Genomic DNA, 16,552 nt, shown 5'->3' on the forward strand with positions numbered 1-16,552 from the left:
ATACCTGAGTCAAAGTGGTTCGGGAATTTATTGCTGGCCATTGAAGCGTCTGACTGCGTTGAGAAGCCTCATCAGCACTAAGGTGTTGCCTATGTTTTTCACCTCGTCAGCCACTCTACTGCCTGCTCACTGAATTTCCTCAACTACTTCGGCTTAAGTATAATTCCCAGGCCGTTCGTCTGGCGAACGGTCGTGCCTGAAGGTAAAAAGTACAGCACAAAATGCTAAATCCTGCCTGAAGGGCTATATTCGCCCTATGCAAATCCTAACCGTTGTAATCGGCATCATTTTTGTCCTGCTTCTACTCAGTCTGTTGGCGACAACGCTGATGGAACTGTTGTCTTCTTTTTTCAGCCTGCGCAGCAGAAACCTCATCAAGGCGCTGCGCAACATGCTGGCGAGTTCGGACGAGAATGAAATTCTGGTGCAAGAGTTCCAGAACAACAGTCTCTACCGTCACCTCACGCAGCAGTACGGGCGGCAGGGAAGCAGCAGCACTTCGGGGCCATCTTACATGAGTGCTGAAACCTTTCAGAGTATTCTGTTCGATGTGATCCTAAAAGGAGAAGGAACCGATCAGTTGAAATCGAGAATCGAAAGCTTACCCGATGCCGATCTGCGCAACGTACTTTCTCAGTTGCTCCGTGAGAGTGACGGGCAGTTGGATCTCTTCCGGCTGGAAGTTCAGAATTGGTACAACAATGTAATGGACCGCGCAGCCGGTTGGTACAAGCGCTACACCCAGAAGATTCTGCTCTTCATGGGCCTCGGAATTGCGGTGGTTTTCAACGCCGATACCGTGGCGCTTTACGATCGTCTGAGCAACGATCCGGAAACGCTCACGCAGTTGGTAGCAGCCGCAGAGCAGTACGTACAGGCCCGGGACAAAGCCGGCCCGATAGAAACCACGCCAGGATCCGGCCAGGACATTAATACCCCCGCTTCCGTCCCCGGACCGGGCTTCGACAGTCAAACCACCGTCAATCCTTACGATTCCGCAGCGGCTGTACCCGTGGGAGGGCCTGCACCTTCCACCGATTACCAGCCTTCTGCCCCGGCACCCGCTACCTACCTGTACAGTGGCGAAGACGTTGCGGAGCAGGATTTTCGCGAATCCCTGGAAGACCTTAAGGGCCTGCTGAACAATGAAATCGCCGAAATACGGCGCCCTCTCGGCATGGGGTGGGAAGGCGTCTCGTTGCGCGAGCTCTCCACTTTCGACCTCGTAACGAAGGTGCTGGGCTTTATCCTCACGGCACTGGCCATCAGCATGGGCGCTCCCTTCTGGTTTGATTTGCTGAAAAAACTGGTCAACATCCGCAGTTCAGGCTCCAGACCGTACGAGAATTAGCAGCTATTTTCTGCCAGGGTGGGGCAGGCGAGGTGAAATCATTGATGGTTAATGAATAACTAGTAGGTCGTTTCCTTGCACACGTCCCGCGACTAAACTACTTTTGCCCCGCTTTCAACGCAACCTCTTAGCTTCTTCGTAGTGTTGCCCAGATATCCGGTCTCGTAGTACAACGGATAGTATACAGGTTTCCGAAGCCTGCGATGATGGTTCGATTCCATCCGAGACCACTTTAAGACCCCGCTGAGCCTTGCTTAGCGGGGTTTTCTTATTTTTCACAAACGCCATTACAAACGCCCCAAATCCACCCTCGCCCCGCACCTGCGTCCGCGCCGGAATGGCTGTTGGCGCCGGCATTCTATCACACAATTGCCATATTCGCGCTACAGACATCGCAAACCACATATTGTGTACCTAATTTTACCGCATGGAAAACATCAGACCATTCCGCTTTTATAATCCGCGTACCTGGGATATGACCCGCTTCGTTCACCGCTCATGGTGGAAAGTGTTGGCGGTATTGCTGGTGCTTTACGGGCTGGTAGCGGGCCTGCTGGTACCGCTGAAGCCGAATTTGCTGACCGTATCGCCGCGCAGCGCCAAGCTGGGCGAGACCGTCACCCTCGATGTGGTGGGCTACAACACGCTCTTTACGGGCGAGGGCGCAGGTGCAATGAACGCATGGCTGGTGGCAGGGGACAGTACTGATTTGAGTCTGCGGGCCGAAAACATTGTTGTAACCAACGATCGTCAGGCGCAGATAACGTTCAAATTGCCTGACTTTCTGCCTGATCCGGAAACCGAAAAGGTTACCCTCCCGATCTACATCAACAGCCCCGGCGACGGAACTTTTGTGGATCCTGTCGGACTGTTCATTCGCCAGGAGGCCTCAGCGCCTGACCGTACGAGCGCCGAGACGCCCTGGCGGTCTTCGTCCATTCAGAAGGGGGAACTCAGGGCTACGCCGCGGACAACCTTTCCGTATCGTGGTCACCTGGCGGAGTCGATCCGTAACACCTACTTTCACGTAAGCCTGTGGTTTGCGATGATGTTCGTGTTTGTTGCTGCGGTAACGTACGCCATCAAGTACCTGCTGCGGTCACGCCACGCCAGCAATGAAGGCGTTTCGGTCGTGTCTTTCCGTGACAAGGCCGACTACTGGTCAGTGGCGTTCACCAGTGTGGGGATGCTTTTCGGTGTTCTGGGCCTGCTGACCGGTGCGGTATGGGCCAAATATACCTGGGGAAGCTACTGGAGTTGGGACATTAAACAGTTTACCACCCTGATCGCCCTGCTGATTTATGCGGGCTACTTCGTCCTCAGGGCCAGTTTCCCGGACCCCGAGCAGCGGGCCCGGTTGGGGGCAGCTTACAATATTTTTGCCTTTGCCTGCCTGATTCCGCTGATCTACATCCTGCCACGACTTTCCGGCAACTCCCTGCATCCCGGCGCAGCGGGCAACCCCGCCTTCGGCGGCGAGGACCTCGACAACACCATGCGGATGGTCTTTTACCCGATCATCATCGGGTGGACGCTGATGGGTTTCTGGATGGCCGGGGTAAGCTACCGGGCGCGATTGCTAAAAGAACGCTTACTGCTTGAAGAATAGGTTCGTGCCTGCAGGGAAAGGGCCACCGCCCTTTGTCCTCAACCCGACGATACCCGACCTATTTGGTTTCCGGCCACGTTCCGGGGATTACCTTAGTTGTTCATTATCAACAAGCAGCGGAAGATGAAATACCTTTTCATACTTATCATCCAGCTTCTCCTTTTGCAGGGAAGCGACCTTTGCGGACAAACTTCCGACCGGGAACTCATCGTACGATGGAAGAGCGAAAAGGAGGCGGCCAAAGTAGTGCCGGGCCACCTTACTGCACGGAAATGGTTGTCGCGCAGCACCAGTACCGAACTGCTGCGCTTCGGCAGCCAGGAAAGCATGAAGAGGGCCGAGGAAAGGCTGAAGGATGAAACCGGCTTATGGTCGGTAGAGCGCAACCAGGCGGTCGAATTCAGGGTAGACCCCAACGACCCGCTGTACAACGAGCAGCGGACCAACTTCGAACGTACAGGGTTCACGGCTGCATGGGACCTCACCGCCGGTGGGCGTACCACCAACGGAAAGCAAATCGTCGTGGCCATCCTCGACGCCGGTTTCGACTACACCCACGAAGACATAAGGGCAAACCTGTGGAACAATCAGATGGAAATTCCCGGAGACGGTATCGACAACGACAACAACGGATACGTCGATGATATCTTCGGTTGGGACATGACTAACGATGATGCCAGGCCGCCGGTAAACGGCCACGGAACGCAAGTCATCGGCCTGATCGGCGCTAAAGGAGACAATGGGGTAGGGATAACCGGATCGAACTGGGATGTACAACTGATGCTGTTCAGCATTTCCTCGAGCTCTGACGTGGTAGAAGCCTATGAATACATAAGAGAGCAACGTAAACGCTACAATGAATCCGATGGACAGGAGGGCGCCTTTGTGGTGGCCACCAACGCCAGCTTCGGCATAGAAGGAGGCACCTGCGCTGACAACTCGGCCTGGGGAAATATGTACGACGCGATGGGGCAGGTGGGCATCCTGACCGCCGCCAGCACCGCCAACCGCCACTGGGATGTGGACATGTTCGGCGATATGCCGACCGACTGCCCGACCGATTATCTGATCGGGGTGGCCAACGTAGGCGAGAACGATGCTTTATACCGTTCGTCCGGTTTCGGCCGGGAAAGTATTGACCTTGCGGCACCGGGCGAGGGCAGTTTTTCGACCAACGCCGACGATGCCTACTCTTCCTTCGGGAGCACGAGTGCCGCGGCTCCCTACGTAACCGGAGCCATCGCGTTGCTGTACGCAACGCCGTGCCCGTCGCTGCTGGACCAGGTCGAAACCGACCCGGCGGGAGCAGCTTTGCTGGTTCGTGATGCCATCCTGAACGCCACGGACGCCAACAGTACTCTCACTACCCGAACGGCCACCGGAGGGACACTCAACGTAGCTGCTGCGCAGCTACTACTGGCCGAAAACTGCAACGCCGGCAGTCAGGAAGATTTTAAAATCACGTCAGTGTACCCCAACCCCGCGGCCACCAACGTAACGATAGAGACGAATGCACTCGTGTTCAGCGACGGGGCCGTGGTGGAGCTCTTTGATGCCCTGGGGCGGCGGGTTCGTGTCATGAAAGCCGTGCGAACGGGAACGAATCCGATCCGTCTCGACGTAAACGTAGTCGGTCTGGCTGCGGGAGCCTACCTTGTGCGGGTTACGGAACGGGACAGGGTGGCTGAGGGGAGGATAATCGTTCGGTGATTCAGAAAGTAAGCTCTACCTTCCGGAATCAAAATCATTTATACCTATTCATGGATCGATATTTCAGATTTCTACCAATATTCTTTGCCCTTTTTCTACTGACCAACGCTGGAACATTAGCCGGACAAACAACAGAGTCCGGTACCGGACTCAAAAATGTTGAGCAGTTGGTTGATTTACTGTTCTCTGTTGAGGACTTTCAGAACAGGTTTGGAAATGCTCTGGATAACAACGCTGAGTTCGTTCGACAAACTACGGATCCTTACTTCGTCGAGATTCTGACCGAAGAGGTGGCTTCATCTGCGCTAACAACGTATGGAGAAATGGTCGGCCGGGCATTGTTGAATTTTAACCAGAGCGAGGTGGACAGCCTGATTGCGGTAATGCAGTCACCTTATGGTGACGTGATCCGTAAAATGTTGATGACGGACAATTCAGAAATTGAAAGGGACCTGGCTAAATACGTAAACAACCTGGTTCAGGACGGCATTGCCGGATTGAGGTACAGGGATAGTCTCCTTTTCGAAAAAGAATTTCCCTATGACCTGAGAGAAGTTATGAATGGAGCCTACGTCGATTCGATGTTTGACAACGTGAGGGTTGATGTAGAGCGGGACGAAACCGTTCAGACGGAAACTGTAGACGGTGATGTTTACCGGTTCAAGATTAAATGGATAAACAACAGTAAGTACTCCCTCGAGGATATGCCCGGGAACCCTGCAAGTCTCGGAGATGAACTCGTCGTTAATATCTATGAAATAGAAGGCGACAAATACAAATATATATGGAAGTCTCTTGATGGGAGCTATGATAAACACGAACTGAAAAGAACCGGCTTTGCATCATACCGGGATGATATTACCGCTTTCAGGTGGAGCCTTTACGATCAGTACACAGGGAAGTTCACTTCACCTTTGAGTGCAGAAGAAATTCCAAAATTCAAGAACAGTGGAGGGCATCAGTTCTATGAGCCTGATGACCAATTCAGGGTTTCTGCAAAGGTCGAGAAAGAAAGCAATCACGAAAAGACGATCACGCTGCAAACCAGTGATGGCCGGGAAAAACAGTACAGCGTTTACGGCCGGGCGGCTTTTGAGCTTGAAGGAAAATCGCTTTCTCTTGATCTTTATCAACCGGTTGCGGGCGCAGGCGAGCCTACTGAGCCTTATTTGTTTTTGCCGTTCAGAGACCTGACCTCTGGGAATGAATCTTACGGGGGTGGACGCTATATTAATCTGGACATCCCGGTTGGGAATGAATTGATTATAGACTTCAACAAAAGCTACAACCCTTACTGCGCCTATACTGATGGTTACTCTTGCCCTATACCTCCGGATGAAAATTCTTTAGACGTCTTAATCAAGGCGGGAATTAAAGCTCCTAAGCTGAAATGAAAATAGCAATCGCTCAAATCGCGCCCGTCTGGTTAGACCGGGCTGCTACACTGGCAAAGATCACCGCTTACGTTGGGGATGCGGCAAAGGGAGGAGCCGACCTGGTTGTGTTCGGGGAGACAATTCTGCCCGGGTACCCTTTCTGGCTGGACGGAACGGGCGGAGCCCGTTTTAACGATCCGATGCAGAAGGAACTGTTCCGTCATTACGCAACTGAGGCAGTTTGCATCGAAGAGGGTATGCTCGATGTACTGTGTAGCCGGTGCAATGAATTAAACATCGCGGTAATCGTGGGTATCGTTGAGCGGCCGCTCGACCGGGGCGGCACCTCGGTGTATTGCTCTTTGGTGTATATAGATAAATCGGGTGCCATCAGGAATGTCCACCGGAAGTTGCAACCCACCTACGAGGAGCGGCTCGTCTGGAGCCCGGGAGACGGACACGGTTTACGAACCTTCCCGATCGAAGGCTTTCGCCTGGGTGGCCTGAACTGCTGGGAAAACTGGATGCCCCTGCCGCGGGCGGCGCTGTACGGACAGGGAGAGACCCTTCACGTGGCCATCTGGCCCGGCAACGTGCGGAACACCGAAGTGCTGACCCGATTCCTGGCGCGGGAAGGACGCAGTTACTGCGTCTCCGTTGGCGGGCTGATGCGGCCGGAAGACGTTCCGGAGGGAGTCCCGTTCCGTGATGAGATCATCGGCAGTATGGGAGCGATGCCGGCAGACGGAGGCTCCTGCCTGGCCAACCCGGATGGCAGCTGGCTCATCGAGCCAGTAGTGGGGAAGGAAGCTCTCCTCTTCGCCGAGATCGACCCCAACGAAGTGCTGCGCGAACGCCAGAATTTTGACCCCAGCGGACACTATTCGCGTCCGGACGTAACGAAGCTCACCATTGACCGGACCCGGCAGTCGATCCTCGAAATTAAGGATTAAAAGGCTTGGGCCCTGACCGGAAGACCGGCCCTTGAAACTCCTCTTTGCACCTGCGATCGCGCCGTATGAGAATGGTGCTACAAAGTGTAAAAAAGCACAATCTAACAGCGAACCTCCTTTGCATTGCTACGTTTTATGTGCCAAAGCCGGACTGCCGGTCGTGTAACCAACAACCATTATAACATGAACAAGCTAATTCTTTTATGCCTTGCCCTGACACTGGGCTTCTCATCTTGCGTGAGCAAGAAACAGTACGACGAACTGCAGATGAGCACACAGGCCAAGCTGGACGAAGCACAGAAAAAAATGTCTCAGCACAACCAGGAGATTAACCGTTACGCCGAGCGCCTTGCCGAATGTGAGCGCCGTGAAGCCGTGGTGATCACCCGCGTAGAAGCCGCTCAGGCTCAGGTGAAGCAGGCCAACGACCAGATTGCTGACCTCCGTAAGCAACGCGACCAGCAGGCGACTCAGGTAGGTGACCTTACCGTACTCAGCCAGGGCGCGAACCAGAACATTGGCAACACCCTGAAGCAACTGGAAGGCAAAGACAAGTACATCCGCTTGCTCCAGAATGCTAAATCAAAAGCTGACTCTATTAACCTTGCACTCGCCGTTAACCTCAAACAGGTACTTCGGGATGGCATCGATGATCAAGACGTAGACATCAAGGTCGACAAGACGGTTGTTTACATCAACCTGTCCGACAAAATGCTCTACAAATCCGGTAGCTACCAAATCACCGATCGTGCCGGAGAAGTGCTGCAGAAAATCGCAACGATTGCCAAGAGCCGCCCTAACCTGGAGCTAATGGTAGAAGGCTACACCGACAACGTGAGCATCAATACCAACTGCATCAAAGACAACTGGGACCTTTCTGTACTGCGCTCTACTTCGGTAGTGAAAGCACTCCAGAATGATTACGGTATTGACCCTAACCGCCTGATCGCAGCCGGTCGCGGAGAATACAACGCACTTGCCGACAACGCAACTGCCGAAGGCCGCAGCACCAACCGTCGTACCCGCATTATTCTGCTGCCTAAGCTGAATGAGTTCTACGACCTCCTTGACCCAACGAAGATCCCGGAATAGGAATTGATCGCAGAAGATAGAAACTAGGGAACTAGGAAAAGGGGCCCGTCAATCTATTGGCGAGGCCCCTTATTGATAGTTGACAGACCTTCGGCCTGCCCGCCCGGATGTTTGAGTCCCCGGTTCTGCCTCTCCTGATTCGGTGTGAATAACAAGTTGCACCAACAAAAACAAAGGGGTGATCCCCCACGCCGCGAGAGACCGGACTCAGGCCCTGAACATAAGCGACCCTTGCGTGGATTCCTGCAGCTTGTTACCCATACCCTGATTCCTCCGCCTTAACACGTCTACCAACTTTTCCGTAGCTTACCTCCAACTGAAAATATTACCAAATGAGATTAATGCAACACAAGCGCGAAGCCTACTGGTTCTACCGCTACCTTTCCGTCTTTTACGACAAACTGGTTAATCCCCTTTTCTGGACGGCCAGGATGAGAGAAAAAGCACTTGATATTGGATATTGGGACGACGACGAGGAGCTTTCGGTAATCGACGTTGGCTCCGGTACAGGCTTCACGACCGAAGGAATCGTAAAAAGGGTACCTTCCACGAACGTTACTTGTGTGGACCAGAGCCCGCACCAGATGAACCACGCCAAAGCGAAGCACGAACTTGCTGGTTGTACTTTTCAACTCGGTGATGCAGAAAATCTGCCCTTTGACGATGATTCATTCGATCGCTACGTTTCGGCGGGTTCTATCGAATACTGGCCCGATCCACAGCGGGGCCTCAACGAGGCTTACCGCGTTGTCAAGCCGGGCGGCTGGGCGTTGATGATCGGCCCCCTTGAACCGGTGAATCCCATCAGCCGCTTCGCGGCTAATACCTGGATGCTCTTTCCGCCGGAGGAGGATTACTTCCGTTACATGGAGCGTGCCGGCTTTGACCGTATCGACTATACCTACGTCAGCCCCCATTGGCAGAAGAACGATCGCTACGGCATCGCTATCGTAGGCCGTAAACCGCTGCCGGGCAAGAGCCCCAACCATTACGAAGCAGTAGCCGAAGAGCGGCAGCTCGTTGCGGTAGATAATGAAGGTGTTACCCTTGGCCGCGGTCTTATGCTCGCAGGTCGGGTGATCCTTGGCTCTGCGGCGGGCTTTATCTTCATCCCAATGGCACTGATTGCCTCCGTTACGGCTCCGATGCGGGGCATCGACAAGGAGCCCGAACCACTGAATTCGCATCAGAAAGTTGCATTGGCCACCGTAGGAGTTGTAGCCGCGGTTCTGATCGTCAACCGGCTTACGCGCCGCAGGTAAGACTACAATCTCCCAGGTAATATGGCAACGCTCAATACGCGAATCAAAGACTTTTACGATGCTTCTACTCCCTTATGGTTAAACACCTGGGGCGAGCAGATGCACCACGGTTTTTATGGTCCTGACGGAAAGCGCAAAGTAGCGCACCAGCAGGCCCAACTGGACATGATCGATGAGTTGCTCAGCTGGGGACAGTCGCCGGCCAAACCGACGTATTTTCTCGATGCCGGTTGTGGGGTAGGGGGCAGCAGTCGCTATCTTGCCCTGAAGCACCTCGGGGCCAAAGGTCTCGGCGTTACCCTTAGCCCGGTGCAGGCCGAAAACGGAATGCGCTATAACCGCGAAGCAGGGGTTGATGACCGGCTGGAGATTCGGGCTCAGGATGTGTACACCCTCGATCCGGTGCAGGACGGACCTTTCGACCTGATCTACAGCATGGAGTCGGCCGAGCATATGGAAGACAAGCAGGCACTGCTTGATCTGTTCTACAGCCTGCTGCGTTCTGGCGGTCAGTTGGTAATGGCTACTTGGTGCCACCGCGAAGAACCGCCGGCGCTTTCGGCGGGAGACGAGAAGGTACTCAGCAAAATTTGTGAACTTTACCACCTGCCGCCGCTGGTGAGTGTGCTAACCCTCGGGCAAGCCGCCGAGAAAGCCGGTTTCCGGGATGTCGCGACCGATGACTGGTCGGCCGCCGTAGAGCCCTTCTGGGGGGCAGTCATCAGTTCCGGACTTGATCCACGCAACTGGCCGGGTCTGATCGGAGCGGGAATGAGCACCATCAAAGGCGCGTGGGCGATGAAGTACATGAAAGAAGGATTCCGCACGGGAGCAATCCGGTACGGGGTTTTGCGGGGGAGTAAGTAGTGGGTAGTTGGTAGACGGTAGTGGGTAGTGGGTAGTGCCCGCACGCGCAAACCATTGTCGCTCAACTCCCTCCCAGCCTCCCCACATCGCTAAGCTGGGAGGAGCAGTCGCGACAATCTGGTTTGCGCCCGGGAACAGGCTTTGCCGGCAAATCCGGACTTTCCGGACATTATTTTTGGAGTCTGTCTCAATATCTGCCATGCATATCGCACCTCCAACGTGCGGCAGCTTTGTTCGCGGCTTGTTCTAACGCCAGCCACGCATATTGCACCTCCAACGTGCAGTAGCTTTGTTTGTGGCCTGTTCTAACGCCAGCCACGCATATTGCATCTCCAACGTGCCGCAGCTTTGTTTGCGGCTTGTTCTAACGCCAGCCACGCATATTGCATCTCCAACGTGCCGCAGCTTTGTTTGCGGCTTGTTCTAACGCCAGCCACGCATATCGCATCTCCAACGTGCGGCAGCTTTGTTTGCGGCTTGTTCTAACGCCAGCCACGCATATTGCATCTTTGAACGCTCGGCAGCTTTGTTTGCGGCCTGTTCTAACGCCAGCCACGCATATTGCACCTCCAACGTGCGGTAGCTTTGTTTGCGGCCTGTTCTAACGCCAGCCACGCATATTGCATCTTTGACGCGCGGCAGCTTTGTTTGCGGCCTGTTCTAACGCCAGCCACGCATATCACACCTCCAACGCGCGGCAGCACTACCCACTACATTCTACCAACTACCCACTACCAACTAATTAAAATGGTTACATTTCTTCGCTTCGGTCGTGCTCATACCCTCATCGGAACCACGCTTTCCCTGCTGGCGCTTTACCTGATGGCTGCCCGTCATACAGGAGTGGAGGATTGGTGGATGTTCGGAATTAGTCTGTTCTCCTGCCTTGCGGCGAATGTGTACATCACGGGGCTGAACCAGGTGACGGACGTAGAAATAGACCGGATCAACAAGCCGTATCTTCCGCTGGCAAGTGGAGCGTACTCGATGCGGACAGGGAAAGTGATTGTGGGAGTTTGCCTTTTTCTAGCGATAGCTACCAGCCTGGTGTACATGCCGTGGCTGACGGCGACTGTGCTGTCCAGTTTGCTGATCGGAACGGCTTACAGCGTGGAGCCGGTGCGGCTTAAGAAATACCATTTCTGGGCCGCGTTCTGCATCATTGTGGTGAGGGGGCTGATCGTAAATCTATTGCTGTACCTTCATTTCAGAACAAGTTTGGGGGCGGGGCCGCAGGTGCAGGGAACGGTTTGGCTGCTGACTACGGTAATCTTCGTTTTTGGAATCATTATTGCCTGGTTTAAGGACCTCCCTGATACCGAGGGAGACGAAGCACACGGCATCAAGACGCTGACGCTGTTGCAATCCCGCGAGTGGGTGTACAACCGGGGCGGATTGCTTCTGACGGTAACATTGTTTCTGGCTGCAGCCTACTCGTTTTGGGTGGGGTGGGTGTACCTGGGCGTCGGGCTCGCGGCCTTGCTGGTCAGCTACCGCTTCGTCGCTTCCCGGCTCGATTTGAAAGATCAGGCTTCGATCGCCCGCTTTTATCAGGGCACATGGGTAGTATTCTTTGGGGTTTACCTCGTCTTCGCTGTATTCGGGTAATTTTCTGCAGCCTTTGGGCTGCACGAATACACCAGCCGCCTTACTTTTTGCATCCAAGCAAACATGTCACGATATCTACTAAGCCTTCTTCTAACGACAATGTCGCTCGCCGCCGCAAATGCATGTTCCTGCATAGGCCATACTTCTTCTTTTAATCTGATGGACTACGATGCGGCCGACCTAATTGTAGAGATTACGGGGTCCGAATACGCTAGGCCAGTGAAAAGGAAGTCTTTTGACAGAGAAGCCTATCGAATTGAAATCGAGGAAGCCAGGAGACGAGGGAAATCTATTCCCCCACCACCTCCCCCTCCACCAATGAACAGCATTGAGTTCAGAGTGAAGGTGGAGTCTGTTTTTAAAGGAGATATTGAAGGAGATTCTCTTACGCTGACTACCTCACCTTTTGGTCCAAGTTGCGGATGGCAGCCAGGAAAAGGAGAGCGATACATCCTCTATCTGTACAATCGCGCTAACGAGAACGGTGTAGAGAGTATAGGCGTATCGTTATGCTCTCGTAAAACGCGCTTAACTAATGGACGAGGGGCAGCGGAAATAGAAATCCTAAGGGAGTTGTCTTCTGCCCGGGATGGTGCGATATGCGGTGAGCAACTAAGTCTTTTGCCTGGAACTGAAGCGGAACGGTACGTGGCATTCGACGGCAGTTTCAAGGACGGTGTGCGACACGGAGAATGGAACCTCTACCCAGCCATCTACTACGAGCCTGATGCCGATATAGATTATAATCTTCCCGAAGTTACGCTCCTTTTCGATGAAGGGAGAATCGTTGAAGTGAATTCGCGGGTGTCTTCTGAAACCGTAAACGAAAGAGGTTATTTAAAGCGATGGATGGTTTTTTATCTTAAGAGCAGGGAGTAGTGTATCCGCCAACCCGCCTCAATCACAAAGTCCTATCTGTTATACGACAACTGAAGTTGTCGCCTGTAGTGAGCAAAGTCCCTTCGGGCGCAAACCAGATTGTAACGATTACTCCTCCCCGGCGTACCGATGTGGGGAGGCTGGAAAGGGTGAGAGCGATAATCTGGCTTGCGCCCGGCAAAACCTCGTTGAAGGTATTGCTGGATTTGTGTAATTTTTTAACTTCTGATCTAAATCCACCTGACCTGAAATCCTTATATTCATCCATCGCTAATGCGTACCTAAGCCCGTTATACACCCGTATCCGTAAGTTGTCCCGACTGATGGAGGCCGAAGGCGTATTTTGGAGTCTGGAGTCTGGAGTATCCCGAAAATGTGAGCCTTAGCCGTTTATAAACGCAAGCATACGTTTTAAGGCACATTACTCTGCATTTTTGGCTCCCTCTCCGCTGAGCCTTAGGCGAGCACGAAGCACTGCGAGAAGCAAACCTTGTTGGAGAGGGCGGGGGGCAGGGCTGAGGCATAGGATTCGATTTTAAGCTTTTAGCTCGAGATGATAGTCACCACCTAAGAGCTTTCAACCCAAAACGCCTAGCGTTTTCACAAGCCCATCCCCCGTGGGGAGGGGTTGGGGTGGGGGTTTAACACGGCTTAACTAGCCTATGCGTTAGCCCTGAGGGCGGGGGGAGAGGGGAAAAGCATTTGTTGATCTGCGGCCCAAAAAGCGGACCATTCTGCCGAAGGTGTTAAGTGTTGAAGAGGTCCGGCGTTTGTTTGGGGCCATCAGCAATACGAAGCACCGGTGCATTCTGAAAATCATCTACGGAGGAGGGCTGCGGCTGAGTGAAGTAGTGAATCTTCGCATAGCGGATATTCATTCTGATCGCTTACAAATATTTGTCAACGGCGGCAAGGGTAAGAAAGACCGCTACACGACGCTATCCGCCAAATTCCTTACGGAGTTGCGGCAGTACTTCCGTGAATACCAGCCACAACACTGGCTGTTTGAGGGCCAGACCGGTGGACAGTACAGCAAGCGCTCCGTACAGGCCATCTTGCGGAAAGCCGTCGACAAAAGTGGCGTCAACCCTTTGTGTACTGTACATACTCTGCGCCACAGTTACGCTACGCATTTATTGGAATCTGGTGTCTCTCTTCGGCACATCCAGGAACTCCTTGGACACGCCAATAGCTCAACTACGGAGGTATACACCCACGTTTCCACGGCGGAGAAGCAAGGTGTAATCAGCCCACTGGACCGGATTTGAGTTGCGGGATATTGGCAGTAAACACGCAACAGGCTTTTACCTGTTTGGAGTTGGTGGAGTTGCGTGTTTACGGTATATTGGCGGGGGGAAAGCGCAACTGGTGTATAGCGGAGATATCTGGTATACGCGCAATACGTGTGCAACTGTGTTCTGCGCAACGAATAAACATTGATCTAATTTCTATCGAGTTTATCATAATGAAGATAAAGTTTTAATTTTGCTTGATGAAATATAATTCACTACTAGTTGCCTTCATGTTTATTATATATTCACTAATTTCATGTTCAGGTGAATCAGCGAGCAATCAAATAAGTGTCAATCGAATCGAGGTTCCTCTTAAATGTGGAGATACTATACAAGTAAATTCTATTTCATACGGATTAAATGGTCAACATAAGAGGATTTTTCTATCAGATGTCAATGACATACATGCTGTTAGTGCTTTAAATGATGAAATTATGTTTTCAGGTTATATTTCTGTATATATTTTTGACGCTTTACCTAAATCAATTATATATAGCACTTCAGGTCCAAGAACTCCATTGCAACTATTGAAACGTAGTGATTGTATAACTTATCAAAAAGTGACGGGGTCAGATTTGTATTGGTTGTCTAAGAATAATAGTCGTGAACTAATTGATATTCTAGACAAATTTAATTAGTTCTTGTATCATGTCATTTAATGTTTACTAACGATGGATAAAATTAAATCAAGTTACATAATTAAGATAACTTAATTATAACAGAAATTAGGATTGTAATTCATTCTAACTAATCTAATCGATCTAATTAAGAATTAATGGGAAAGGTTATACTCATTTACGTAATCTGTATTTTTAGTTTATCGTTATTTTCATCATGCGATGAGAACGCTAATAATCATAAGATCAATGATGTCGATGTATTCTCAAATGAGTTTTTAGGTTATGGCTTATTTGAACCTGCTCCTTTGAGAATTACAGCTTATTTCAGCGAGTGCGGCGAATTTGGAGACCACTTTGAAGAAGTATTAGTTTCCAAGATTGAGGACAATAAATATTTAGTGAATTTAATTCAATATGATTTGTCCTGTGGTCCACCACCTCCTCCAATAAATGGGAACGAAGTCGATTACAGAAGAGAGGAGGTTATTAATAATGATTCAATAATAATCACCAATTTCAAATCAAAAGTTATACTCAGATATATACATGAGGTAGTATCTGCGAAACTGTTGGAAGAAAATTTTGTGCATTCTGGCCAAGCATTCACTATTGAAAATATGGATTCTACAATGTTTATAAGCCTTTATGGAAATGACAAAAATAATGAAGTGAGATACGTACAATTTATAAAGGGTATTGGATTTGAACCGATGACAAATGAATATAATTATATTCAATGAACATAAAAAATGCGCAGAACACCGCAGCCCCGTCAACCCGCGCGGATCGCCAGTGGGGCGGAGCCTAAGTTTTGGGGGAGAGACAATCTTGCGCTATGCCTTACCTTTGGTGGAACGCGCGGGCTGCGGGGCTGCAAACGTTATGTGCGATTAAAATAAAAGGTATAGACTCTTAGACTCTTTTTAGGCATTTTGTCCAGTTATTATTTAGCTGAGAATAGCCCTAAGGGTTTAATTATTAGATGATTATTTAAAAAATGTATCCATATTTCGATTGCTTTAACATTTAAAATATTATATTTGCCACTGTGTTTATGACTTACTATCACTAAGTTTTGCCTTTTCTAAGGCGAGCGACTCATTTTTCGTGCGATTCGTAGTCAATTAACTTGTGGTTGAATCATATACGCTTTACATATTTACTTCACCTTATTTAAACCTATTACTATGAGACTATTCTTTTTATCTGCTAATCTTATCTTAGCGCTTCTTGTTTCCTCATGTTCTCAAACAAATTTGTGCGAGTCTGGAAACTGTACTCCAACGAAATTCGAAACGCCAACTCTAATCATTGATTTAGATACAGGTGAGTTCTCATCAGACAACACAAGATTGTTTGGTGAGCGTGAGGAACCTAACCAATTCTTGTCAACTAGCCTTCATCAAGATGATTTACGCCTTATTGCATCATCGTTAAGTAAGCGAGGCCATTCGAATGCTCATCTCAATGACCTAACAATTTCTGCAATAAGTTACATTCTTTCACCTAACTTCTTCACATCATCAGAAACAGTTCAGGTTTCGAAAAAGGACGTGATTGGATATGCAATTCATTATTACGATACCGAGAAAAAAATGTATCGTTTGATTTCAAAAAGCGATCAGATAAATGGATGTAATATTGAAATTGATGTTTCAAACATCTCCATGTCCCATTTGTGGCAATTAAGTTCATGCCTAAATTCTAATGCGAGTGGAGACATCATTTTCCTAAGAGAAAAGGTTTCGTCGAAAGATAGGCCAACTCGTTTTAATTCTACTATACCTAGGGTGTTCCGTCTGTTAGCTTCAAGCCGCCGCTGATTTTAGCTCCCGATTCATACGGCGGACCAACCCGTATCGATTTTCGCAGACGTACTGGGTTTCCCAGTCGTGTACCGCCTGATAAGATACACATGATAAGGCTTTTTGGA

General features: G+C 50.8%; 14 protein-coding genes and 1 tRNA gene. All 15 read left to right on the plus strand.

Going from position 1 to position 16,552, the window contains the following annotated elements; all coding sequences use genetic code 11:
• Nucleotides 1-256 precede the first annotated feature (256 nt).
• Nucleotides 257-1,351, plus strand: a complete 1,095-nt coding sequence (locus FUA23_RS09150) for a hypothetical protein (protein WP_147930434.1) — start codon at nt 257-259, stop codon at nt 1,349-1,351.
• Nucleotides 1,352-1,509: 158 nt separating this feature from the next.
• A tRNA-Arg gene (locus FUA23_RS09155) sits at nt 1,510-1,581 on the plus strand.
• 197 nt (nt 1,582-1,778) lie between these two features.
• Nucleotides 1,779-2,960 (plus strand): cytochrome c biogenesis protein, encoded by a 1,182-nt coding sequence (locus tag FUA23_RS09160; protein ID WP_246144120.1) that lies wholly within the window; start codon nt 1,779-1,781, stop codon nt 2,958-2,960.
• Nucleotides 2,961-3,083: 123 nt separating this feature from the next.
• Nucleotides 3,084-4,670, plus strand: coding sequence for a S8 family peptidase (locus FUA23_RS09165; RefSeq protein ID WP_147930435.1), 1,587 nt, complete (start codon nt 3,084-3,086; stop codon nt 4,668-4,670).
• Nucleotides 4,671-4,720: 50 nt separating this feature from the next.
• Nucleotides 4,721-6,064 (plus strand): DUF1684 domain-containing protein, encoded by a 1,344-nt coding sequence (locus FUA23_RS09170; RefSeq protein WP_147930436.1) that lies wholly within the window; start codon nt 4,721-4,723, stop codon nt 6,062-6,064.
• Complete coding sequence (locus FUA23_RS09175) at nt 6,061-6,999, plus strand: carbon-nitrogen hydrolase family protein (protein ID WP_147930437.1); 939 nt, start codon at nt 6,061-6,063, stop codon at nt 6,997-6,999. Before FUA23_RS09170 ends, FUA23_RS09175 begins: the two co-directional genes overlap by 4 nt.
• 183 nt (nt 7,000-7,182) lie before the next feature.
• Entirely contained in the window at nt 7,183-8,091 is a 909-nt protein-coding gene (locus FUA23_RS09180; RefSeq protein ID WP_147930438.1) for an OmpA family protein, read from the plus strand.
• A gap of 332 nt (nt 8,092-8,423) precedes the next feature.
• Nucleotides 8,424-9,353, plus strand: coding sequence for a methyltransferase domain-containing protein (locus FUA23_RS09185; protein ID WP_147930439.1), 930 nt, complete (start codon nt 8,424-8,426; stop codon nt 9,351-9,353).
• Between the two features lie 21 nt (nt 9,354-9,374).
• On the plus strand, nt 9,375-10,220 hold the full coding sequence (locus tag FUA23_RS09190) for a methyltransferase domain-containing protein (protein ID WP_147930440.1): 846 nt from the start codon (nt 9,375-9,377) through the stop codon (nt 10,218-10,220).
• Between the two features lie 747 nt (nt 10,221-10,967).
• On the plus strand, nt 10,968-11,828 hold the full coding sequence (locus tag FUA23_RS09195) for a homogentisate phytyltransferase (protein ID WP_147930441.1): 861 nt from the start codon (nt 10,968-10,970) through the stop codon (nt 11,826-11,828).
• 63 nt (nt 11,829-11,891) lie between these two features.
• Nucleotides 11,892-12,707: a hypothetical protein gene (locus FUA23_RS09200; protein ID WP_147930442.1), complete on the plus strand. Its 816-nt coding sequence runs from the start codon at nt 11,892-11,894 to the stop codon at nt 12,705-12,707.
• A 743-nt stretch (nt 12,708-13,450) separates the two neighbouring features.
• Nucleotides 13,451-13,975, plus strand: a complete 525-nt coding sequence (locus tag FUA23_RS09205; protein WP_222707012.1) for a tyrosine-type recombinase/integrase — start codon at nt 13,451-13,453, stop codon at nt 13,973-13,975.
• Nucleotides 13,976-14,199: 224 nt separating this feature from the next.
• Nucleotides 14,200-14,637 (plus strand): hypothetical protein, encoded by a 438-nt coding sequence (locus FUA23_RS09210; protein WP_147930444.1) that lies wholly within the window; start codon nt 14,200-14,202, stop codon nt 14,635-14,637.
• 137 nt (nt 14,638-14,774) lie between these two features.
• Complete coding sequence (locus FUA23_RS09215) at nt 14,775-15,359, plus strand: hypothetical protein (RefSeq protein ID WP_147930445.1); 585 nt, start codon at nt 14,775-14,777, stop codon at nt 15,357-15,359.
• Between the two features lie 447 nt (nt 15,360-15,806).
• Complete coding sequence (locus FUA23_RS09220) at nt 15,807-16,442, plus strand: hypothetical protein (RefSeq protein WP_147930446.1); 636 nt, start codon at nt 15,807-15,809, stop codon at nt 16,440-16,442.
• Nucleotides 16,443-16,552 lie beyond the last annotated feature (110 nt).

The organism is Neolewinella aurantiaca (assembly GCF_008014675.1).
In the GTDB taxonomy this organism is placed as follows: domain Bacteria; phylum Bacteroidota; class Bacteroidia; order Chitinophagales; family Saprospiraceae; genus Neolewinella; species Neolewinella aurantiaca.